We start from the raw sequence: 21,376 nt of genomic DNA, 5'->3' as shown, positions 1-21,376 counted from the left end.
GGAAAATGTCACATAAAATTCGGCGAAGCGTCATTAGGGCGTCTTTAGCCCTTAAATTTGGGGGGTATTGGCCAAATGTGTGCAAGAGCTGAACGAGAGGTCATTGCTCGTGAGCGCCGGCCTGCGTAAAATCGGTTGTGATGCGCCGGGGCTTGAATGTTCTGAACAAAATTTAATCTCCGCGCTTTTATCTTATAAATGTCGAAAAATCGAGAAACGGGTTCTGGACAATGGCGGTAAAGCGGTATTGCTCGCTCTTCCTAGCGGGCTTGGTAATTTTTGGCGGGGGGGCAGCGCAGGCGCAGTCAAACCTCACAGTGGAAAAAAACCGACTGGCACGCCTGGAGCAGTCCCTGGAAAACAGGCAGGTTGAGCTGGAAGATATTGAGAACGAGCTGCTCTCTTACGAGTATAAACTCGAACGGGCACGGGAGTCTCTCACCGAACTTCGCAAGGAGCATGAAGCGAGCCGCGTTGAACTCGAAGAGGCTCGGAGAATCCATGAATCTAATGGAACCACAGACTCAGAGCGCCGTCTAACCAAGGCTAAACATGGATTTGCCATGGCTGAGCGAGGGGTGGATAGCCGCAGCCGCCGGTTGGAATTTATACAAGCCAATCACCAAGAGCTGCTGGTTAAGCTGAACGAAGAAAAAAAGGCAATTTCCGAAACCAAGGCAAAGATTTCTGCTCAGCAGGATAAAATTGGCCAGGTAGTGGATTCCATGCTGGCTAAGGCCGAAGCATCGGAACGACGAGCCTCTCTGGCAAATAGTGTAAAAGCCGAAGAAGTGAAGCCGAAGCCACCAAAAATAAAGACGGCAGCGATTGAAAAGCCCAAAAAGCATCAAGTCCAGCCGGAACCGGCGCCGATCATTAAAAGAGACATCGACCCGGAGCTGTTTGCTTACGTTAAGCGCGAGCAAAAGCGTTTAAATGATTTGCTCTCTGACAAAGATGGAGAAAGTAAGCAAACTTTCCGTAATTTGCTTCTAAAGCCATCGGATGGTGAGTATCAGTCCTTTGAGTTTCTCGGGAAAAATCAATATCGCCTGGTGGCAACTGTTGAGGCGGGGCGGCAGACTTACAAAATCAATACCTGGAAGTTCCGCCGTACAATTCCTGATGAGGATGATGGTGAGCGCTATGTCTTTGTCTTTGATGCGCGACGCCTATCCCGGCCCCGTCTGGTGATGTACCCAGAATATGCCTTAGATGCGCTCAAATAAGACTCCACAAAAAAACCCGCCCAGAGCGGGTTTTTTTGTGGATTGTGGCAGACTATTTAATTTAAAAATCCACTTCAAGTAAGGGGTGGTAGTGACTTTGCCCTGCTTGGGGAGAGCTTTGGTAAAGGATGATATTTTCAACGAGTAAGGGGGAGTCCAGATTAATAGGTGCAAAGTGCTGGAACCCCTCTTTGCACCGCGCCAGAGTGATATGAGGGCGATATGTCAGGAGTTCCGGTTCAACACCTATCTCGCTAATAAGCTTTTGGCACTCCTCGTGGAGCATGGTCAGATAAGGATTTGGAGCTAATTCTACGGCAAGACACCTGGATCGCGGTCTTGGGAATGGGTTAAGAGAGTGGATATGGCCTTGAAAGCCGTCCTTGGAGTGAGCGAGCTCGATAAGTCCTTGCCTTAAATGGGGAACCTTTTCTTTTGGTGTATTGCCGAGAAAAGCCAGGGTTAGGTGCCGGTTTGCGGGGCTGGTCCAGCGAATGCGGCTGGCTTGAATACCTTTAAGCTGCTCACGGCAATGATTAGTTATGCCCTCTAGGAATGCTTGGGAGTCATCGTCAGGCCGTATGCCAATAAATAGCCGGCAAGTTGATTGCTCCGACAAACTTTCTTTTTTTTGCATTTTTCCTCTTAATCGTCTTGAAAAGTAGTTTGTAACCCATATCTCTTGAGTGCGGGCGGTGGCTTTGAGTGAAAGCGCCTCCTAGTGGAATGGCTCGGGCTTATTGGCGAGCTTAATTTAATATTGCTCTGAATTGAGGATATAACAATGCGTAATTTTGATTTTTCTCCTTTATATCGTTCTGCAATCGGCTTTGATCGTATGGCTAGTCTTCTGGATGCAATGAACTCCAGTGAGCAGAAGCAACCCTCCTATCCTCCCTATGATATAGAGCTTACCGGTGAGGATAGCTATAGAATTACCATGGCTGTGGCAGGCTTTGAGCAGTCCGAACTCGATATTCAGGTTGAGCAAAATCGCCTAAGCATAAGTAGTAAAAAACCTGAAGACACCTCGCAGAGAAACTTCCTGCACCGCGGTATCGCGGCTAGAAATTTTGAGCGGCGCTTTCAGCTTGCAGATCACGTTAAGGTGACTGATGCGAAGCTTGCCAATGGCTTGCTCCATATTGAACTGGTGCGAGAAATACCTGAGACGATGAAGCCACGTAAAATACAGATTAGTGAAGGCAATTTGCTAGATCATGATCGGACTGAAAAAGCCGAGGCAGGAAAAAAGCCTGATACGGTAGCTGCTTAAGTTGTCCCTTTATTGCCCTTTGTGCCGCCATAGTGCGGCACACCTCTACCATCGAGATAAATTTCGCAGTTATTACCAATGTAATAGCTGTGAGTTGATTTTTGTCCCTTCAGAGTATCATCTTACTCCAGCTGAAGAGCATGCCTATTACGACCTTCATGAAAATTCTATGGGGGATGAGGGGTATCGCCGTTTTCTTAGCCGTTGCGCCGAGCCCCTATTAAAAGTGCTTCCTCCTGGGAGTGAGGGGATGGATTTTGGCTGTGGGCCCGCTCCATTGTTGGCGAGTATTTTAGAGGAGCATGGCCATAAGGTTGAATTGTTCGATCGTTTTTACTTTCCTAAAAACCGCTTCCCCGAAAAAAACTATGATTTTATAGTGGCGACAGAGGTGGTAGAGCATTTGAGCTCCCCGGGCGATGAGCTGCCAAAATTATGGGCGCAATTACGTGTTGGCGGTCTTATGGCGCTGATGACAAAGTTGGTCATTTCTCCAGAGCGATTTGCCAGTTGGCACTATATCCGCGACCCAACACATATCTCCTTCTTTTGTGCTGAAACCTTCCATTGGCTGGCGCGGAAACTGGATGCTGAATTGAAGTTCGTGGATATTGACGTAATATTCCTGAAAAAATCAGGTGTTCACTCGGAATAGTTTGGCCCTGACGGTGGCTCGGTATTCGCTTGGTGTAGTGGCTAGAAACTTTTTAAACAATGCAGTGAAGTGGCCCATATCTTGGTAGCCCACTTTTTCAGCGATTTCATTCACAGATAGATTGCTGGACTGCAGTAACTCTCGAGCCATGTCTACGCGTACATTCTGTAAATATTGCAGTGGCGTCTGCCCTGTGGCCAATTTAAAGCGTCGGTTGAAGGAGCGTACGCTCATATCGAACATTTGCGCCACTTCACTGAGTCTTACCTCAGTATTGCAGTGTTCTTTCAGCCACGCTTGAGCCTGCACAATATCTTCGTCTGGATGTAGGTGTACAGAGCCTTCGGAATAAGCGATCTCCTCAAATGGCCGGCGGATCTCATGGGAAAAATTACGTTCAACGTGGCTGGCAACGGCGGCCCCATAGAGCTGTCTGATCATGTAGACGGTGACATCAGCCAGGGCGTTCACACTGGCTGCGCAAAAAAGCTTGTCTGCCTGGGTTATAAAATACTGGCGTTTTAATTTGACCTTTGGGTAGTCAGTACTGAATTGATCGAAATAATGCCAGTGTGTAGTGGCCGGTTTGCCATCGAGGAGGCCAGCTTCGGCTAGAAAGCAGACACCTGTGCCCACTGCATTGATGGCGGCTCCGGCTTCAGCTTGGGCTCTTAGCCACTTTAAGAGCTTTTCACTGCGTTTCAAGGCGGGTCGCGGATTGCGCCAAAGTGCCGGGATATAGATTAAATCGCTGTCTGGAGCTTCGTCCAAAGACACATCGGGTTGAAAGGAAAAGCCGCAGCGGGTTTTTACTGCCTGCCCATCGATACTGGCCGTCACCAAGCGCAAGGGCTCGGCTAGTCCTTCCACTCGGGCTCGGCTCTCGGCCCCACGCAACATCTCTAGGGGTAGCACAGTGCCGGTAGCCAGCATTTGATCAATCAGAAGAAAGGTAACCGTTCGCATTACATACTCAGGCGCATATGCGCCATTGGCCAAAACACTCAATTTTGCTGGCCAGTATGCCCATAACTGGGCGGAATCACCACCCCCTACACTCCCGAATATTAAATTTGTAGTGTTTAACTTGGCTGGAGGTCAGGATGCAGCGCCTTCCCGTAATTACCGCGTTTGGTGGTTTCAACCCTGCAGGACGCAGCTCCTTTCACCGGGGCTATGCCCGGATGGTGCTCGATAAGCTTGGGCAGAGGGAGCGGATTGATACGCTCTCTGATCTTGCCGCGCTAATGGGGTTGCGCACAGATGCCAGTGGCCCGCTGGAGCCAGGGCTTGAAGAGAAAGTGCTCAAGGGTACCCTGGTGCGTGAATTGGAAGCACGTATTTATGATTATCGCCGTTGTCATTATCACCAGGCGGCGAATTTGACTAACCCCACTGGTATTTCTTTCGAGATTTCCACTCGTCAATTACCACATCCTTTACCGAATGACTGGCAAGTAGAAAATATTGGCAGCGGCAGAGTTCGTGTGACCACGGCGAGTTTGTCTGTCATGTTGGACAGCTTTCGCGAGATTCCCGTGGGAGCAGCTGGCCAACTTCCCACAGGCTTTGAGCCCGGTGAGCGCTATAACTCCCGCTTTCATCCGCGGGGATTACAGCTGGCGGTGTTGGGTGCTTCTGATGCGGTGCTCTCTATGGGGGTTGGTTGGGACGAAGTTGTTGCTGCGGCCGGCCCTGGCAATATTTCTGTCTATGCCTCTTCGGCCATGAGCCAGCTAGACCCCTATGGGAATGGGGGGTTGATGCAGTCTCGCCTGCGAGGCTCCCGGGTTAGCTCCAAGCAGCTGGCGCTTGGTTTGAATAGCATGCCTGCAGATTTTGTAAATGCCTATGTGCTGGGTAACGTGGGGTCTACCGGAGCGGTGACCGGAGCTTGTGCCAGTTATTTATATAATCTGCGCGCTGGGGTTGAGGATATTCGTAATGGTCGGGCTAGGGTGGCCGTTGTTGGGGCCACTGAGGCGCCGCTTGTGCCTGAGATTGTCGATGGTTATTCCACAATGGGTGCGCTTGCTACGACTGAGAACTTGCGAAAAATCTTTTCGGGTGAGGTAGATTTCCGTCGCACCAGTCGTCCATTTGGGGAAAATTGCGGTTTTACTCTGGGAGAGGGTACCCAATGGGCAATCCTTATGGACGATGCTCTGGCAGTTGAGTTAGGGGCCAATATTCATGGCTCAGTTGCGGGTGTTTATATCAATGCCGATGGATACAAAAAATCGATCTCCGCGCCGGGGCCTGGAAACTATCTGACTATGGCTCGTGCGATGGCAGAGTCGAGAGCTATTGTCGGGGATGAGAGTCTGAAAAGGCGCAGCTTTGTTCAGGCCCACGGTTCAAGCACGCCGCAAAATCGAGTGACCGAGTCTGCAATTCTCGATCGCCTGGCATCTGTTTTTGGCGTGCGGGAATGGCCCGTATGTGCAGTTAAGGCCTATGTCGGTCACACGGTAGCGGTGGCCAGTGGAGACCAATTAATTTCCGCCCTAGGAATTTTTAACAGGGGGATATTGCCAGGGATCGTCACGATTGACAAAGTGGCCGATGATGTCCATCAAGACAATTTGCAGATCTCCTGTGAGCATGTGGAACGAGACCCCGTGTCTCTGGAGCTCGCGTTTCTGAACTCTAAAGGTTTTGGTGGGAATAATGCGACCGCGGCAGTGCTCTCTCCCCATGTGACCCGCTCAATGCTGGAAAAACGCTATGGAACGAAAGCGATGCTTGCTCACCACAGAAAAAATGAATCTGTTGTTGAGCAGGCAGTGGCTTACGATGTGAAGGCGAGCAAAGGGGAGTTGCAAACTATTTATCGTTTTGGCGAGGGGCTCATAGATGAGGCTCAAATAGACCTTTCTGTCGATAAGGTGGCCCTTCCTGGTTTTCCTCCGATAGAGCTTGATGTTAACAATCCGTTTGCCGATATGATTTAAGTGTTCTAAGCACCTGAAACCGTTGCCGTTTATTTTTTTTGATTTAGGGGTGTGATAAAACGCCTATTGACTGTTAACTAAATGGGAAATTCAATGGCAGACATGGATGTTTGTGGTGAAGTCAATGAAACTGGGGATCTCGGTGCCCGACTGAAGCTGGTACGAAAAATTTACGGAATTTCTCAGCGGCAATTAGCACGACAAGCTGGCGTTACCAATGCTACCGTTTCCTTTATTGAGCAGGGCAGGGTGAGCCCTTCTGTGGGGTCGCTTGAAAAAATATTAAATAGCGTGCCCATGTCCTTGGCTGAGTTTTTTTCCCTGAATCTTGCCGAACCGGAACAGATTTTCTTTCGCGCCAGTGAAATGCCTGAAATTGGTGATGGTCAAGTCGTCTGTTATTTGCTTGGGGGTGCACAGCAAGGACGCTCCATGTCAATTATTCGTAAAGTATTTCCCGCCGGGCAAGATTCAGGGTCCGGCCAGCTACTTCTTAATGGAGAAGTGGGAGGCATTGTAATTGCTGGGGAGTTGGAGGTCACTGCGGGATCGGATTTCGCCTTGCTAGAGGTGGGGGACGGTTATTATTTCAGCGCGCGGCGGCCCCACCGATTTCACAACCCCGGCAGTACTGACTGTGTGGTTATCAGTGCCGTGACAGCCTCTCAACCCCATATTGCTCCTGCTCCCTTAACAATGCGAGTTCAGCAGAAGCTTGAAATACAGAGTGAATTGCGCCACGGGGCTGAACAGGCAGATTAATCCGCGTTAGACTGGCCCGGCCTACTCTGACTGGCTGGTGAGATGTTGCTGGTTGTTTTCTGTACTTGGGCACTATTGGTGCCAGTCCTTTTGTAAGAAATAGTATTCAAACAAACGTTTGAATCTGGCTATACTACGGCTGACCGTAATGGGCCCAAGTGTCACCGCAGTTGCGGGCGGTCCATGGTTGCAAAAAAATTCCGACCCCGGGTCCAGGATTGCGGCCCAGAATAAAAGAGGTCAATCAATGTTATTTAGTGGCAAAGCGCTCACGGTTCAGATGCTCGACAACGGCATCGCCGAGCTTAAATTCGACCTGCAAGGCGAATCCGTTAACAAGTTCAACCGCCAGACGGTTTCCGAATTCTCTCAGGCTCTGGATGCTATAGAGGCAGCAGACGGCATCAAAGGTGTGCTGCTGACCAGTGGCAAGAGCGTCTTTATAGTCGGTGCAGATATCACCGAATTTGGCGATGCTTTCTCTGCGGGCGCAGAGGGTGTTGCTGATCTGATGAATCAGAACAATGAAAATATCAACCGCCTGGAAGATCTGTCAGTCCCGACCGTAGTAGCCATCAATGGTTATGCGCTCGGCGGCGGTTTTGAGGTCTGCCTGGGTTGTGACTTCCGCCTGATGGGCGAAGAGGCCAAAGTTGGTCTTCCGGAAGTTAAGTTGGGCCTGATCCCTGGCTGGGGTGGCACGGTTCGCCTGCCGCGCGTTGTAGGCGTTGATGTTGCTGCTGAGTGGATTGCAGCAGGTAAAGAGCAAAAGCCAGCTGCCGCGCTGGAAGCTCATGCTGTTGATGCTGTGGTTCCCACTGATAAGCTCAAAGATGCAGCGATCAAGCTGCTCGAGCGCGCCATTAATGGCGAGCTGGATTACAAGGCTAACCGCGAAATCAAGAAATCCCCGATTCCTTTGAATGACACCGAAGCGCTGATGGCCTTCTTTACCACCAAGGCTTTTGTGGGGCAGCAGGCCGGTAAGAACTACCCCTCTCCGGTAGCTGCGGTTGAGTCTATCGAACAGGGTTACAAGTTGACCCGCGATGAAGCGCTGAAAATTGAGCAGGAGAAGTTTATCTTCTGCGCCCAGACTGGCACCGCCAAGTCCCTGGTGGGTCTGTTCCTCGCAGACCAGGCGATCAGCAAGGTTGCCAAGGGTTGGGAAAAGAAAGCTGACAAACCGATCGAGCGTGCGGCAGTGCTGGGTGCAGGTATTATGGGTGGCGGTATCGCCTACCAGTCCGCCTACAAAGGCACTCCGATCAAGATGAAAGATATCGATCAGAAAGGTATCGATCTTGGTCTGAATGAGGCGAACAAGCTGCTTTCTAAGCTGGTTGATCGTAAGCGCCTGACCCCGGTGAAAATGGGTGAAGTGCTCAATCGCATCGAACCAACCTTAAGCTACGACGGTTTCAAAGATATCGATGTCGTTGTGGAAGCCGTGGTTGAAAACCCCAAGGTGAAGCACGCTGTGCTAAAAGAAGTGGAAACCAAGGTGAGCGAAGATACTGTAATCGCTTCCAATACCTCCACTATTTCTATTAATCACCTGTCTGAGCCGCTGTCCCGTCCGGAAAACTTCCTGGGTATGCACTTCTTCAATCCGGTGCACAAAATGCCACTGGTTGAGGTGATTCGTGGTGAGAAGACTTCCGATGCCGCCGTTGCCCGTGTAGTTGCTTACGCAAACAAGATGGGCAAGAAGGCCATCGTAGTACGTGACTGCCCTGGATTCCTGGTTAATCGCGTCCTCTTCCCATACTTTGCCGGATTCTCCATGCTGGTGCGCGATGGCGCTGACTTCCAGGCTGTTGATAAAGTCATGGAGCGCTGGGGTTGGCCGATGGGTCCCGCCTACCTGATGGACGTTGTTGGTATCGACACTGGTGTCCATGCCGAGACTGTAATGGCTGAGGGTTTCCCCGATCGTATGGGCAAAACCTTCACCGCTGCTTCCGATGTAATGTATGAAGCGGGTCGCTATGGCCAGAAGAACGACAAAGGCTTCTATAACTACGAGCAAGACAAAAAAGGTCGCCCGAAGAAAGTGGCTACCGAAGAGTCTTACGAACTGCTTAAGCCGCACGTTGCAGAGCGTCGTGAGTTCGAGAATGATGAAATTATCGAGCGCATGATGGTACCTATGGCTACCGAGCTGGCTCGCTGCCTGGAAGAGGGAATTGTCGACTCCCCGGCAGAGGCCGATATGGCCCTGATCTACGGTATCGGTTTTCCTCCGTTCCGCGGTGGAATCTTCGCATGGCTGGATAGCATTGGCCTGGATGAGTTTGTGAAGATTGCCGATAAGTACGCCGATCTTGGTGAGCTGTACAAGCCGACCGATCGCATGCGTGAAATGGCCGCAAGTGGCAAAACCTACTACGGCAACAAGTAAGGAGAATAGCGATGAGTTTAAATCCTAGAGATGCCGTAATCGTCGACTACGCACGTACGGCGATGGGCCGCTCGAAGAATGGTGTCTACCGCCACGTTCGTGCCGACGATATGTCTGCTGAGCTGCTGAAAAAATTCTTACAGCGCAATGACAAGCTGGATCCTGCCGAGATCGATGACTTGATCTGGGGCTGTGTAATGCAGCGCGATGAGCAGGGTTTCAACGTGGCGCGCTTTATTCTGCTGCGCGCAGGTCTGCCGCACACCATTCCGGCTCAGACTGTTAACCGTTTGTGTGGTTCCTCCATGTCCTCCCTGCATACCGCTGCAGCCAATATCCAGGCTGGTGTTGGCGACGTATATGTGGTGGGTGGTGTTGAGCACATGGGCCACCTAAATATGATGGAGCACGTCAGTCCCAACCCAATGCTGGGCCGCTATATGGCCAAGGCTGCTGGTTCCATGGGTATGACTGCCGAATATCTGGCAATGATGCACGGCATCCAGCGTCAACAAATGGACGAGTTTGGTGCACGTTCCCACCACCGTGCCGCCGAAGCTACCAAAGCTGGCAAATTCAATCGCGAGATTATCGCCATTGAGGGGCATGATGATGATGGCGTACCTTTCCTGGTTGAAGCGGACCAAACCATCCGTCCGGATACGACTGTGGAAGGTCTGGCTCAACTGAGGCCGGCATTCGATCCGAAGCACGGTCAAGTTACTGCCGGTACTTCTTCCCAGATTACCGATGGCGCCTCTGTTATGCTGGTGATGTCTGCCGAGCGCGCCCAGGCTTTGGGGATGACCCCGATCGCTCGCGTGAAGGAAATGACCCTGGCTGGCGTTGACCCCTCCATCATGGGTTATGGCCCTGTGCCCTCCACCAAGAAGGCGCTTAAGAATGCGGGCCTGACCATCGGTGACATCGATAAGGTTGAGCTGAATGAGGCGTTTGCTGCGCAGGCGCTGCCCGTGCTGAAGGATCTCGACCTGCTCGACAAGATGGACGAGAAGGTTAACCTGTATGGCGGAGCAATTGCTTTAGGGCACCCCTTCGGCTGCTCTGGTGTGCGTATCACTGGCACCTTGCTGAGTGTTATGCAAAACGAGGGTGGAAACCTGGGCGTTTCAACCATGTGTATCGGCCTGGGGCAGGGTATCACTACCATTGTGGAGCGGGTTTAATCCTTTACAGCCACCTGAAAAGGCGCCCTAGTGGCGCCTTTTTTAATTTTTTCAGTAAAGTGTTGCTGCCTTCAAAATGCTGTGGCACAATCTGCACCCCTTGTCGCGATGAGGTCTTTTGAAGGCTGAAACCCTATATTTTTCAAAGGGTTAGCGACAAGAAAATATTGGGGACGTGGTGAAATTGGTAGACACGCCAGATTTAGGTTCTGGTGCCGAAAGGTGTGGGAGTTCGAGTCTCCCCGTCCCCACCAAATTAAAGGTCTGGAAGTCCGTGTGACTTGCCCTGGAGGGGTGGGTGCGGGCTTCTTGTGCATTTGGCGTCAGCGCAAAACTCTCAATGGTTTTGATGGCTGTGCCCATGAGGTTGCTGGCTAAGTCCCGGTGGCCCGGTATTCGTTGGCGCTGCGGCGCGATTAAAGAGATAGTCTGACGAGGATAAACATGCAGGTTTCCATCGAAACTACTTCCGGTCTGGAGCGTCGCTTAACGGTTAATTTGCCGGCGGAAATCGTCGATAAAGAAGTGGATAAGCGTCTGCAGCAGGCAGCCAAAACTGTTCGCGTCAATGGCTTCCGCAAGGGCAAAGTACCTATGAAGGTTGTGCGCCAGCGTTTTGGTGCCGGTGTTCGCCAGGAAGTGCTCGGCGAGGTAATGAGCCGCTCTTTCTACGACGCTGTACAGCAGGAGCAAGTAAAGCCAGCGGGTCAGCCCAGCATTGAGGCCAAACAGACCGCAGCTGGTGAAAACCTGGAATACATTGCTACTTTTGAAGTTTATCCTGAAGTTGAGTTGGCCGATCTGGCTGAACTCAGCGTAGAGCGCCCGGTTGCCAGTGTTACTGATGCCGATGTTGAGAATATGATCGATGTGCTGCGTAAGCAGCAGTCTTCCTGGAAAGACACCAAGCGCAAAGCTCAGAAGGGTGACCGCGTGACCATCAACTTCGTTGGCCGCAAAGATGGCGAAGAGTTCGAGGGTGGAAAAGCGGAAGGTCATCAGTTGGTTCTCGGTTCTGGCCAGATGATCCCCGGCTTTGAAGACGGTATCCTGGGTATGAAGCCAGGTGAAGAAAAAGACCTCGACCTGACATTCCCGGAAGATTACCAAGCCGAAGAACTTCGCGGTGCCGCGGTAACCTTCAATATCAAGGTGACTTCCTCTGAGAAGCCTGAACTTCCCGAGCTGAATGAAGAGTTCTTCGCTGCTTACGGTGTTCAAGAGGGTGGAGAAGAGAAGTTCCGTGAGGAAGTTCGCAGCAACATGGAGCGCGAGCTAAAAAACGCTGCTCTGAATAAGGTAAAAACCCAGGTAATGGACCAGTTGTTTGAAAAACATCCGGTCGAGTTGCCATCTGCTCTCGTTGCTGGTGAAGTTCGCACTCTGCGTGGGCAAATGATTCAGCAGTTTGGTGGGCAGATTAAGCTTGAAGATGCAGAGCGTATGCTGCCAGACACTATGTTCGAAGAGCAGGCTAAGCGCCGTGTTGTTCTCGGTCTTGTTGTCGGTGAGATTGTTAAAAAGAACGAGCTGTCTGTAGACGCGGACCTGGTAAAAGCTAAAGTTGAAGAGCTTGCCTCAACCTATCAGCAGCCGGAAGAAGTAGTTGAATACTACTACAACAACCGTGAGTTGCTCTCCGGGGTTGAATCCGTAGTTCTGGAAGATCAGGTTGTGGATTTTGTTCTCAAGTCTGCAAAAGTCGAAGAAGTTGAAAGTACTTACGACGACGTTATTAAGCCGCAGAAGCAGAGCTAATTGTCCCTGTCTCACAAGAATGCATTGGCGCCCGCTTCAGTCGGGCGTCGTTGCATCTCCTTCCTTTTTACCGGCTGGCTTTATCCTGCTTGACCGGTTAAGCTCTGAAAACCTAATTTTTCAGCACGGGCGCAGAGCGCTTGTATGCTGGCCTGCCGAATACGCCACAAAAGGAAGCAATGGTACCTATGGCACGAATTGATTATCCCCAAGCCTCATTCGACCCCTTAGCGACTGGTTTGGTGCCCATGGTGGTAGAGCAAACCGCCAGGGGCGAGCGCTCTTTTGATATCTACTCTCGCTTACTAAAGGAGAGGGTTATTTTCCTGGTCGGTCCGGTTGAAGACCATATGGCCAACTTAGTGGTGGCCCAGCTGCTGTTTCTGGAAGCTGAAAACCCAGATAAAGATATTCACCTGTACATTAACTCTCCCGGTGGATCTGTGACTGCAGGTATGTCTATTTATGACACCATGCAGTTCATTAAGCCGGATGTAAGCACTATGTGTATTGGTCAGGCTTGTAGCATGGGCGCCTTTCTGCTGACTGCGGGAGCGCCAGGGAAGCGATTTGCCACTCCCAACTCGCGGGTAATGATCCACCAGCCCAGTGGCGGCGCCCAGGGGCAGGCCAGCGATATTCATATCCATGCGCAGGAGATCCTCAAGATCCGTCATCGACTGAATGAGTTGATGGCCCATCATTCCGGCCGCCCCGTCAGTGATATTGAAAGAGACACTGAGCGCGATCATTTCTTGAGTGCCGATGAGGCGAAGGAATATGGTCTAGTGGATGATGTGCTTTCCAGACGTCAGGCCCTGGAAAAGTTATAGTTTCAACGAAAATATTTTGCTAATGGCGTGGAAATAGAACCACGGTTCTTTGCTGGTTTTTTCTCAGTTGGAAGGACTTGAAAATTACGCCAAAAGACAGCATCTTGCTGTAATAGCTGAATTAAAGGGCCTGGTAGGCCAGTGACCACGGAGTATTTTGATGACCGACAAAAGCAGCGGAGAAGACAGCGGCAAATTGCTGTACTGCTCTTTCTGTGGCAAAAGCCAACAGGAGGTGCGGAAGCTGATCGCTGGGCCGTCAGTCTTTATCTGCGACGAATGTGTCGAGCTGTGTACCGATATCATTCGCGAAGAGGTCCAGGAGACTGCGGAGGGCCCAGAAGGGCGCCTACCCACGCCGCGTGAAATTACTGAGATCCTTGATCAATATGTGATTGGCCAGGAGAGAGCCAAGCGCGTACTGGCGGTTGCAGTTTATAACCACTACAAGCGCCTGCGCAGCAAGACTGGTGTTAAAGGAAAAGATGATGTTGAGCTGAGCAAGTCCAACATTCTTCTGGTAGGGCCTACCGGTAGCGGTAAAACCTTGCTGGCAGAAACTCTTGCGCGATTGCTTAATGTTCCGTTTACCATTGCCGATGCTACCACTCTTACAGAGGCTGGGTATGTCGGTGAAGATGTAGAGAATATCATCCAAAAGTTGCTGCAAAAATGTGACTATGATGTCGAGAAAGCCCAGCAGGGAATTGTCTACATCGATGAAATTGACAAGATTTCTCGTAAGTCTGACAACCCGTCCATTACCCGGGATGTTTCCGGAGAGGGTGTGCAGCAGGCACTGCTTAAGCTGATTGAAGGTACGGTAGCTTCTGTTCCTCCCCAGGGTGGCCGCAAGCACCCTCAGCAGGAATTCCTGCAGGTGGATACTTCGAACATCCTGTTTATCTGTGGTGGTGCCTTCGCGGGTTTGGATAAGGTAATACGCGATCGCTCAGAGAAGGGTGGAATTGGCTTCAGTGCCGAGGTGAAATCTAAGGATGGGAGCAGCAACTTTGGTGAGGTTCTGCGTGACCTTGAGCCAGAAGATCTTGTCCGCTATGGGCTTATCCCTGAGTTCGTGGGGCGGCTGCCTGTTACTGCGACACTCGAGGAGCTCGATCGCGAAGCTCTGGTTCAGATTCTCACTGAGCCGCGAAATGCTCTGACCAAGCAGTATGCAAAGCTTTTCGAAATGGAAGATGTAGAACTGGATTTTCGCCCAGATGCGCTGGATGCGGTGGCAACCAAAGCGATGGAGCGTAAAACTGGTGCCCGTGGTCTCCGTTCTATTATGGAATCCGTGCTACTGGAAACCATGTATGACATCCCCTCTTCTGATGATGTTGCCAAAGTCGTTATCGACGAGGCGGTTATCAAGGGAGAGTCAGCTCCTCTGCTGGTTTACGAGAGCGAAAGCCAGCCACAAAAGGCTGCGCCGGAGGAATAAACCTCCTTATCTAAAAGCCCCACTTGTGGGGCTTTTTTTATAGCTGATTGCTATCAAAAAGTTTCTTTTTCGCCTGTATGCCATGTTTAAGCGTCAGCGGCCTGCCAGTATTCAGTTGTAGTCGGCACAAATTGGTCGCGAGATTAGACTTGTATTCCGGGCTCTCCCCCCCCATCTCTAGCAACTGAAGGGCGGTGGCCCAAATTAAGCTGTCAATATTCAACAGCAGCATGATGCCGCGCCAAATACCCAGTGATAGGGCCGAGAGGAGTTCTATGGATCAGTCATCCGACACCAAACTTGAATATCCGTTGTTGCCATTGCGCGATGTTGTTGTTTACCCCCATATGGTGATTCCGCTGTTTGTCGGCAGGGAAAAATCCATTGAGGCTTTAGAAGAGGCCATGCGCAGGGATAAGCAAGTGCTACTCGTAGCCCAGAGAAGAGCATCGGAAGATGATCCTGGCGCCGAGGATATCTATCGTGTTGGCACCGTTGCTAGTGTTCTGCAACTTCTCAAACTTCCAGACGGCACTGTAAAAGTGCTTGTGGAAGGGGGGGAGAGAGTCAATATTCTTGATGTTGCCGAGCACGATAACCACTTCGAGGCCACGGTCGAGCCCATAGAGACTACTGAGTTGTCAGAGGGCGAGGCTGAAGCCTTGGTTCGCTCGGTAATGTCACAGTTTGAGCAGTATGTCTCCATCAGCAAAAAGGTACCCAATGAGGTTATTACCTCTCTGTCTGGTATCGATGAGCCGGGTCGCCTGGCGGACACCATCTCTGCACACATGTCCCTGGAGCTGGCTCAGAAGCAGGAGCTACTGGAAACTTCCAATGTCAAAGAGCGATTAGAACATTTGCTTGGCCTGATGGATTCCGAGATCGACCTGATACAGGTGGAGAAGCGTATTCGCGGCCGCGTGAAAAAGCAGATGGAGAAAAGCCAGCGCGAGTACTACCTCAATGAGCAGATGAAGGCGATTCAGAAGGAGTTGGGCGAAATTACCGAAGAGCCCAATGAAATTGAAGAGCTGGAAAACAAGATTGCCGACTCGGGAATGTCCGCTGAAGCGGAGAAGAAAACCCGAGCTGAACTGGCTAAGTTGAAGATGATGTCGCCAATGTCTGCGGAAGCCTCGGTGTTGCGCAGCTATATCGATTGGATGTTGAGTCTCCCCTGGAAAAAGGCGAGCCGCGTGCGACATGACCTGGCGAAAGCCGAGGAGATCCTCGAAAAGGAGCACTATGGCCTGGAAGAGGTGAAAGAGCGCATCCTCGAATATCTCGCTGTGCAAAAGCGTGTGAAGAAGGTCAAGGGGCCGATCCTGTGTTTGGTTGGGCCTCCTGGGGTTGGTAAGACCTCACTAGGGCAATCCATCGCTCGCGCCACCAATCGTCAGTATGTGCGTATGGCTCTTGGTGGGGTGCGAGATGAAGCGGAAATCCGCGGCCACCGTCGTACCTATATTGGTTCTCTGCCAGGTAAGCTTGTGCAGAAGATTTCCAAAGTTGGTGTTAAAAATCCCTTATTCTTGCTCGATGAAGTCGACAAAATGGGGATGGATCAGCGCGGCGATCCCGCATCGGCCCTGCTTGAGGTGTTGGATCCGGAGCAAAACAAAACCTTTAATGATCACTACCTCGAAGTAGATTACGACCTTTCCGATGTGATGTTCGTTTGTACTTCAAACTCTATGAACATTCCAGGTCCATTACTGGATCGTATGGAGGTTATCCGCATCCCCGGTTATACCGAGGATGAAAAGCTCAATATCGCCCAGCGCTACTTGGTGCCAAAGCAGCGTAAAGCGAATGGCTTGAAAGAGGATGAGTTGGAGCTTTCCGACCAGTCGATTCGCGACATCGTGCGTTACTACACTCGTGAAGCCGGTGTGCGGGGGCTCGATCGCGAAATTGCCAAAGTTTGTCGTAAGATCGTCACCGAACATGTGCGCAACCCGTCTGAGAAAAAGGCTGTCGTTCAGCCTGAGCAGCTGGAAGAGTTGCTGGGTGTACGCAAATTCGATTTCGGTCGCGCTGAGGAAGAGAACAAAATCGGGATTGTTACCGGTCTCGCCTGGACGGAAGTTGGCGGTGAGCTGCTCAATATCGAAGCCTCTGCGGTACCTGGCAAGGGTCGTATGATCAAAACTGGCTCGCTGGGTGATGTGATGCAGGAATCGATCCAGGCCGCTTTGACAGTAGTGCGCTCGCGCTCCCAAGCACTCGGCATCGGGCCTGATTTTCACGAAACCCGTGATATCCATATTCATGTTCCCGAAGGGGCGACCCCCAAAGATGGACCCTCTGCAGGTATAGCTATGTGCACAGCACTGGTTTCCGTGTTGACCAATATTCCGGTTCGTTCGGATGTAGCTATGACCGGAGAAATTACCTTGCGGGGAGAAGTTTTACGAATTGGAGGTCTCAAAGAGAAGTTGTTGGCAGCACATCGAGGCGGTATAAAAACCGTGTTGATTCCTGCAGACAACGAGCGGGACCTGAAAGATATTCCTGACAACATTCTTCAGGATCTCATAGTGAAACCGGTTAAATGGATCGATCAAGTACTTGAGTTGGCGCTTGAGCACAAACCTGAGTCTCTTTCTGATGAAGAATATTCTGCCTTGCAAAAGCAGGCGGAAGAGCGCTCACAAAGATCTATCCAGACCCATTGATCTCATTCGGGGTGACACTTGTCGCCCCGTAACAATTTACAAGACCAAAACCTAACCACAAAGTTGATTTTTGCTGCCTGAGTTTTGTCCTGTCGGCCGGAAACCCGCATGGTTCCTTGACCCGCTACCGGGCAGTTGGTATAAAACGGGCCTTATTGGCCGGCGCTAAAATTGTCGGTGGTTAGAAAATTACGAATAGGGATACCTTGCCTGAGGGTACGCCCTAAACATATTTAAAAGAACAGAGGGATTAAGCGTGAATAAGTCCGAACTGATTGAAGCAATTGCCGCGTCTGCAGATATTCCTAAAGCAGCAGCTGGCCGTGCTTTGGACGCAATGGTAGACAGCATTACTGATGCGCTTAAAAAAGGCGACCAGGTTGCCTTGGTGGGCTTTGGTACATTTGCCGTAAAAGAGCGTGCAGCCCGCACTGGCCGCAATCCGCGCACTGGCGATCCAATTGAAATTGCTGCGGCAAAAATTCCGAACTTCAAGGCCGGTAAAGCCCTGAAAGACGCCGTAAACTAAGTTTCGGTGAACTTCGAGACCTTGTAAAAAGTCGAAGTGCAAAGAGGCGTGTCATCTTGGATACGCCTTTTTTGTATCTACTAATAGTTGAACAATTAGAGTGAAATTTCGGAGCTGAGCATGCTTCAGTCCATGCGCGATAACCTGAAGGGAACGGCGGCAGTTATTGTTGCGGCCTTCTTTGGGTTCATTATGGTCATTGGGGGAATCGATTTTTTTACCGGAGCCAGTGGTGGTGCCGCCGATGCGGTTGCCGAGGTCAATGGTGAAAAAATCACTAATATGGATTTGCAGCGGGCCATACAAAACCGCCGCAGTATGATCATGAGCCAATACGGAGAGAATGTTCCGGCGGATTTGATCAGCGATGAGCAGCTGCGCGAGCCGGTTTTGCGCCAACTCATTTCCACTTCAGTCATGCGCCAGGCAGCTCAAGAGAGCGGTATGGTGATGAGTACAGCTGCGGTTAATAAGGCGATCACCGACATTCCGGCTTTCCAGGTCGATGGTACCTTTAATGCTCAGTTATATCGCGATGCCTTACGTCGTATGGGGTACAGCACAGCCAGCTTCCCGCAAATTGTAGAGGGAGATATGTCCCTGCAGCAATTTGCGGATAGTGTTACTGCCAGCGCCTTTACCACCAAAGTGGATGCAGAGCAGGTGGTCGCGGCGTCTATGGAAGAGCGAGATTTCTCCTACGTCGTGCTACCGGTGCAGGAGTTAATGGCTTCCACCGAAGTTAGTGAGGCTGAAATTGAGCAGTACTATCAGGAAAACCAGAGTCAATACCAGCGACCTGAACAGGTAGCGGTTGAGTATATTGAACTGACCCCTAAGGTTTTTTCTTCCAATATTGATGTCTCCGAAGAGGATGTTCGCGCTCAGTATGATCTGGAGCTTGCCAACTTTGGTTCTGATCTGCGCCGCCGAGCAGCACACATTCTGTTAGAAGAGGCGGATCAGGCAAAGCTGGATGAAATCCAAGCGAAACTCGATGCTGGTGAAGACTTTGCAGACCTGGCCAAGAGTTACTCTGAGGATCTCGGTTCTCGTGAGGAGGGTGGAGATCTCGGCTTTACTACTGGCGATGTATTCCCGCAAGCTTTCGAAGAGGCGCTTGCTTCTTTGGAAGTGGGGCAAGTTTCGGCACCGGTTACAACCGATAGTGGCACTCACTTTATTAAGCTCCTAGAGGTGGAGGAGAGTGAGCCGCCGACTTTTGAAGAGCGTAAGACTGCCATCGAAAATCAATTGCGCACTGCGGCAGCGGAAAGAGAGTTTCTTGAAGCCCTGAGTCGCTTGGCAGACCTGGCCTACAACGCCGAAAGTCTGGCTGTCCCTGCCGAAGAGCTGGGCGTGCCACTGCAAACGAGTGGTCTTTTCTCTCGCTCCAACGGTAGTGGTGTACTGGCAAACGCTCAGGTGGTAGAGGCCGCTTTTTCTCCTGAGGTGATGGAGGATGGCAATACTTCCGATGTGCTAAATCTCAATAACGAGCATGCCGTAGTGCTGCGAGTGACCGAGTCTAAGCCCGCAGGTATTTACCCTCTGGCTGAAGTGCGTGAACAGATTGTCGAAGTGCTGAAGCGTGACAAGGCCAGTGAACAGCTTGCCAAAAAGGCGGAGAGCCTGAAAGAAAACCTGGCCTCAGGCAGTGATTTCGCTGAGCTAGCAAAAGAGCAGGGTTTGACCCTGGAGACCAGCGAAAAGACCCGCCGGGGAGGGTTTGGAGAGCGCGCTGAGATCAATAGCAAGGCCTTCTCTTTACCTGCGCCTGCTTCGGGGGCTAAGGAGCTGGCGGTCTTTGCTGTGAGTAATGGTAACCAGGTCGTGCTGGCGCTGCAGGATGTGCGCCCAGGTGATCTTTCCCAGCAAAGTAAGGAACAGCGTCAGGCTTTGATGCAGCAATTGGCATCGGTGAATGGTGGTGCAGAGTTGGCCGCAATTCGCCGCTACCTGTCTGACCAAGCCAAAGTGGAGCTTAATTCTACAAACGAGTAGAGCGTACTCTTGCTCCAATAAAAAAACCCGGCAACAGCCGGGTTTTTTTATTATTGCTAATACCCTTTAGGGAGGGGATTCAGCTGTTGTGAGCGCTATCGACAAATAGGGTCAAGCGTTGGCCGGGCTGAAGATATTTCGACTTGGGAATTTTGTTCCAGCGTAAAATATCATCGATTTTGATACTGAATTTATTAGCAATCCGGTAAAGGGAGTCCCCACTTCTCACTCTATATGAGAGTTTGCGGGTGGTACGATTACTCTCATTTGAACCCCCGTTATAGGCAACCAGTGTTCGGCCTGGACGTAAAGTGTCCCCTGGTGCCATGCTGTTCCAATGAGCGAGCTCCTTCACGCTCACTTTCAACTTGCGCGAAATTGCCCAGAGGCTATCACCGGGCTGAACCGTGTAGTTTGATTTTTGTCCACGGTCAGAGGATTGGCGTTGCTTCACTCTCTGGTCCACGGTGTAAGCATATTGCCCTGAAGGACCAGAGGCACTGGGGATCAATAGGGTTTTACCGGCACGAATATTGTTGCTCCGCAGCTTATTGGCTTCGCGGATGGCTGTAATGGTGGTTTGGTAGCGTCGTGCAATGGTAGAGAGCGTATCTCCCCGAGCAATGGTGTATCGCTCCCAGGTTACGCGCTGTTCTACCGGCAAGTCTTTCAGCGCTGCCTCAAAGCGCTCCAGACTTTCAATGGGGATGAGTAAGTGGTGATCCCCATTGGGATCTGTCGCCCAGCGGTTAAAGCCAGGGTTGAGCAGGTAAAGCTCATCCACCTCGATCTGAGCAAGCTCTGCGGCCTGGGCAAGATCTATCTGGCTGCCAACATTGACACGGGCATAGTATGGCTCGTTGGCGACATTGTGCAGAGGAATTTTGTAGTGATCCGGGCGAGATACTACCTCAGCAAGTGCTAAAAGTTGTGGCACATAGCGTTTTGTTTCACGCGGTAGCTTGATCTCCCAAAAAGAAGTCCCACGCCCTTTGCGGCGGTTGCGCTCGATTGCGCGGCGTACAGTACCTTCCCCAGCATTGTAGGCAGCCAGAGTAAGCTCCCAGTCGCCATCAAAACGCTCGGATAAATATTTGAAGTACTTTACGGCTGCACGAGTAGATTCGTGCACATCCCGGCGGCCGTCATACCACCAGTTTTGTTTAAGGCCGAAAGAGCGTCCGGTTGAGGGAATAAACTGCCACATGCCAGAAGCTTGGGCATGGGAATAAGCAAAAGGATCGTAGGCACTCTCCACGATAGGCAACAAGGCGAATTCGAGTGGCATATTTGCCTGCTCTAATTCCTCTGCGACATGAAAGATATAGCGGCGTGATCTCTCTGTAACCCGCGACATATAGCCTTCATTGCGGGAGAAATAAGCGATGTAATCCTGTACCTTGGGATCCTCAGCACGGTGATTGAGGCTGAATCCTCGGCGCAGGCGCTCCCAGATATCCGTAGGGGGGAGGGCTGCCTCTGCTGAGTTTTGAGCGGGGATCGCAAGGCTATTCGCAGGGCTGGCTTCTTGTTCTTGGTGGTTTTCGCTATCGGGAGATGGACCTGTCTCTGGCATTTGCGAGCAAGCCCCAACCGTAGCGGCCAGCAATGCCGCGGCAAAATTCTTGTGAAGCATGTTTGGTATCCGCGAGTAATT

17 protein-coding genes and 1 tRNA gene are annotated in these 21,376 nt (G+C 51.2%); 14 read left to right on the top strand and 4 right to left on the bottom strand.

The window, feature by feature from the left end:
* Window positions 1–230: 230 nt before the first annotated feature.
* Window positions 231–1,229 (top strand): coiled-coil domain-containing protein, encoded by a 999-nt coding sequence (locus LC073_RS12505; protein WP_226647551.1) that lies wholly within the window; start codon window positions 231–233, stop codon window positions 1,227–1,229.
* Window positions 1,230–1,290: 61 nt separating this feature from the next.
* On the opposite strand, the gene thpR is transcribed toward LC073_RS12505, so the two are convergent.
* The gene (gene thpR, locus LC073_RS12500) at window positions 1,291–1,866 is read right to left on the bottom strand and encodes an RNA 2',3'-cyclic phosphodiesterase (protein WP_226647549.1); all 576 of its coding nucleotides are present in this window, start codon (window positions 1,864–1,866) and stop codon (window positions 1,291–1,293) included.
* 147 nt (window positions 1,867–2,013) lie between these two features.
* Here thpR and LC073_RS12495 point away from each other — a divergent pair, with 147 nt between their 5' ends.
* Both LC073_RS12495 and LC073_RS12490 read left to right on the top strand, forming a co-directional pair.
* Window positions 2,014–2,505, top strand: coding sequence for an Hsp20 family protein (locus LC073_RS12495; RefSeq protein ID WP_226647547.1), 492 nt, complete (start codon window positions 2,014–2,016; stop codon window positions 2,503–2,505).
* Window positions 2,506–2,674: 169 nt separating this feature from the next.
* Window positions 2,675–3,160, top strand: a complete 486-nt coding sequence (locus LC073_RS12490) for a class I SAM-dependent methyltransferase (RefSeq protein WP_319004729.1) — start codon at window positions 2,675–2,677, stop codon at window positions 3,158–3,160.
* Here the strand turns inward: LC073_RS12490 and LC073_RS12485 are convergent.
* Window positions 3,140–4,126, bottom strand: coding sequence for a GlxA family transcriptional regulator (locus LC073_RS12485; protein ID WP_226647543.1), 987 nt, complete (start codon window positions 4,124–4,126; stop codon window positions 3,140–3,142). The genes LC073_RS12490 and LC073_RS12485 overlap by 21 nt on opposite strands.
* Window positions 4,127–4,263: 137 nt before the next feature.
* On the opposite strand from LC073_RS12485, the gene LC073_RS12480 reads away from it, so the two are divergent.
* The 8 genes from LC073_RS12480 to clpX all read left to right on the top strand — a co-directional run bounded on the left by LC073_RS12480 (window position 4,264) and on the right by clpX (window position 14,505).
* Window positions 4,264–6,114, top strand: coding sequence for a beta-ketoacyl synthase (locus tag LC073_RS12480; protein WP_226647541.1), 1,851 nt, complete (start codon window positions 4,264–4,266; stop codon window positions 6,112–6,114).
* A gap of 93 nt (window positions 6,115–6,207) precedes the next feature.
* A complete protein-coding gene (locus tag LC073_RS12475; RefSeq protein WP_226647539.1) occupies window positions 6,208–6,876 on the top strand; it encodes a helix-turn-helix domain-containing protein in 669 nt (222 codons plus the stop codon).
* Window positions 6,877–7,123: 247 nt separating this feature from the next.
* A complete protein-coding gene (fadB, locus tag LC073_RS12470; protein WP_226647537.1) occupies window positions 7,124–9,280 on the top strand; it encodes a fatty acid oxidation complex subunit alpha FadB in 2,157 nt (718 codons plus the stop codon).
* Window positions 9,281–9,291: 11 nt separating this feature from the next.
* Window positions 9,292–10,467: an acetyl-CoA C-acyltransferase FadA gene (gene fadA / locus LC073_RS12465; protein WP_226647535.1), complete on the top strand. Its 1,176-nt coding sequence runs from the start codon at window positions 9,292–9,294 to the stop codon at window positions 10,465–10,467.
* Between the two features lie 169 nt (window positions 10,468–10,636).
* A tRNA-Leu gene (locus LC073_RS12460) sits at window positions 10,637–10,721 on the top strand.
* A 190-nt stretch (window positions 10,722–10,911) separates the two neighbouring features.
* Window positions 10,912–12,225, top strand: a complete 1,314-nt coding sequence (gene tig, locus LC073_RS12455) for a trigger factor (protein WP_226647533.1) — start codon at window positions 10,912–10,914, stop codon at window positions 12,223–12,225.
* A 188-nt stretch (window positions 12,226–12,413) separates the two neighbouring features.
* Window positions 12,414–13,058 (top strand): ATP-dependent Clp endopeptidase proteolytic subunit ClpP, encoded by a 645-nt coding sequence (gene clpP, locus LC073_RS12450; protein WP_226647531.1) that lies wholly within the window; start codon window positions 12,414–12,416, stop codon window positions 13,056–13,058.
* Window positions 13,059–13,218: 160 nt separating this feature from the next.
* A complete protein-coding gene (clpX, locus tag LC073_RS12445) occupies window positions 13,219–14,505 on the top strand; it encodes an ATP-dependent Clp protease ATP-binding subunit ClpX (RefSeq protein ID WP_226647529.1) in 1,287 nt (428 codons plus the stop codon).
* A 37-nt stretch (window positions 14,506–14,542) separates the two neighbouring features.
* Here clpX and LC073_RS12440 read toward each other — a convergent pair whose 3' ends face one another.
* On the bottom strand, window positions 14,543–14,737 hold the full coding sequence (locus tag LC073_RS12440) for a hypothetical protein (protein ID WP_226647527.1): 195 nt from the start codon (window positions 14,735–14,737) through the stop codon (window positions 14,543–14,545).
* A gap of 43 nt (window positions 14,738–14,780) precedes the next feature.
* On the opposite strand from LC073_RS12440, the gene lon reads away from it, so the two are divergent.
* The 3 genes from lon (at window position 14,781) to LC073_RS12425 (ending at window position 19,719) form a co-directional block, all read left to right on the top strand.
* The gene (gene lon / locus LC073_RS12435; RefSeq protein ID WP_226647525.1) at window positions 14,781–17,186 is read left to right on the top strand and encodes an endopeptidase La; all 2,406 of its coding nucleotides are present in this window, start codon (window positions 14,781–14,783) and stop codon (window positions 17,184–17,186) included.
* Window positions 17,187–17,442: 256 nt separating this feature from the next.
* Window positions 17,443–17,715 (top strand): HU family DNA-binding protein, encoded by a 273-nt coding sequence (locus LC073_RS12430; protein ID WP_010132873.1) that lies wholly within the window; start codon window positions 17,443–17,445, stop codon window positions 17,713–17,715.
* A 120-nt stretch (window positions 17,716–17,835) separates the two neighbouring features.
* Window positions 17,836–19,719, top strand: coding sequence for a SurA N-terminal domain-containing protein (locus tag LC073_RS12425; RefSeq protein ID WP_226647523.1), 1,884 nt, complete (start codon window positions 17,836–17,838; stop codon window positions 19,717–19,719).
* 79 nt (window positions 19,720–19,798) lie between these two features.
* Here LC073_RS12425 and LC073_RS12420 read toward each other — a convergent pair whose 3' ends face one another.
* Complete coding sequence (locus LC073_RS12420; RefSeq protein ID WP_226647521.1) at window positions 19,799–21,355, bottom strand: LysM peptidoglycan-binding domain-containing protein; 1,557 nt, start codon at window positions 21,353–21,355, stop codon at window positions 19,799–19,801.
* Window positions 21,356–21,376 lie beyond the last annotated feature (21 nt).

The organism is Microbulbifer variabilis, from assembly GCF_020524905.1.
Lineage (GTDB): Bacteria > Pseudomonadota > Gammaproteobacteria > Pseudomonadales > Cellvibrionaceae > Microbulbifer > Microbulbifer variabilis_A.
The sequence above is the reverse complement of the archived record's forward strand: the minus strand, read 5'-3'. Positions and strand labels throughout refer to the sequence as shown.

Coding starts and splice junctions, on each gene's coding strand:
- LC073_RS12505 (WP_226647551.1), top strand. CDS start 231: ATGGCGGTAAAGCGGTATTGCTCGCTCTTCCTAGCGGGCTTGGTAATT.
- thpR (WP_226647549.1), bottom strand. CDS start 1,866: ATGCAAAAAAAAGAAAGTTTGTCGGAGCAATCAACTTGCCGGCTATTT.
- LC073_RS12495 (WP_226647547.1), top strand. CDS start 2,014: ATGCGTAATTTTGATTTTTCTCCTTTATATCGTTCTGCAATCGGCTTT.
- LC073_RS12490 (WP_319004729.1), top strand. CDS start 2,675: ATGGGGGATGAGGGGTATCGCCGTTTTCTTAGCCGTTGCGCCGAGCCC.
- LC073_RS12485 (WP_226647543.1), bottom strand. CDS start 4,126: ATGCGAACGGTTACCTTTCTTCTGATTGATCAAATGCTGGCTACCGGC.
- LC073_RS12480 (WP_226647541.1), top strand. CDS start 4,264: ATGCAGCGCCTTCCCGTAATTACCGCGTTTGGTGGTTTCAACCCTGCA.
- LC073_RS12475 (WP_226647539.1), top strand. CDS start 6,208: ATGGCAGACATGGATGTTTGTGGTGAAGTCAATGAAACTGGGGATCTC.
- fadB (WP_226647537.1), top strand. CDS start 7,124: ATGTTATTTAGTGGCAAAGCGCTCACGGTTCAGATGCTCGACAACGGC.
- fadA (WP_226647535.1), top strand. CDS start 9,292: ATGAGTTTAAATCCTAGAGATGCCGTAATCGTCGACTACGCACGTACG.
- tig (WP_226647533.1), top strand. CDS start 10,912: ATGCAGGTTTCCATCGAAACTACTTCCGGTCTGGAGCGTCGCTTAACG.
- clpP (WP_226647531.1), top strand. CDS start 12,414: ATGGCACGAATTGATTATCCCCAAGCCTCATTCGACCCCTTAGCGACT.
- clpX (WP_226647529.1), top strand. CDS start 13,219: ATGACCGACAAAAGCAGCGGAGAAGACAGCGGCAAATTGCTGTACTGC.
- LC073_RS12440 (WP_226647527.1), bottom strand. CDS start 14,737: ATGCTGCTGTTGAATATTGACAGCTTAATTTGGGCCACCGCCCTTCAG.
- lon (WP_226647525.1), top strand. CDS start 14,781: ATGGATCAGTCATCCGACACCAAACTTGAATATCCGTTGTTGCCATTG.
- LC073_RS12425 (WP_226647523.1), top strand. CDS start 17,836: ATGCTTCAGTCCATGCGCGATAACCTGAAGGGAACGGCGGCAGTTATT.
- LC073_RS12420 (WP_226647521.1), bottom strand. CDS start 21,355: ATGCTTCACAAGAATTTTGCCGCGGCATTGCTGGCCGCTACGGTTGGG.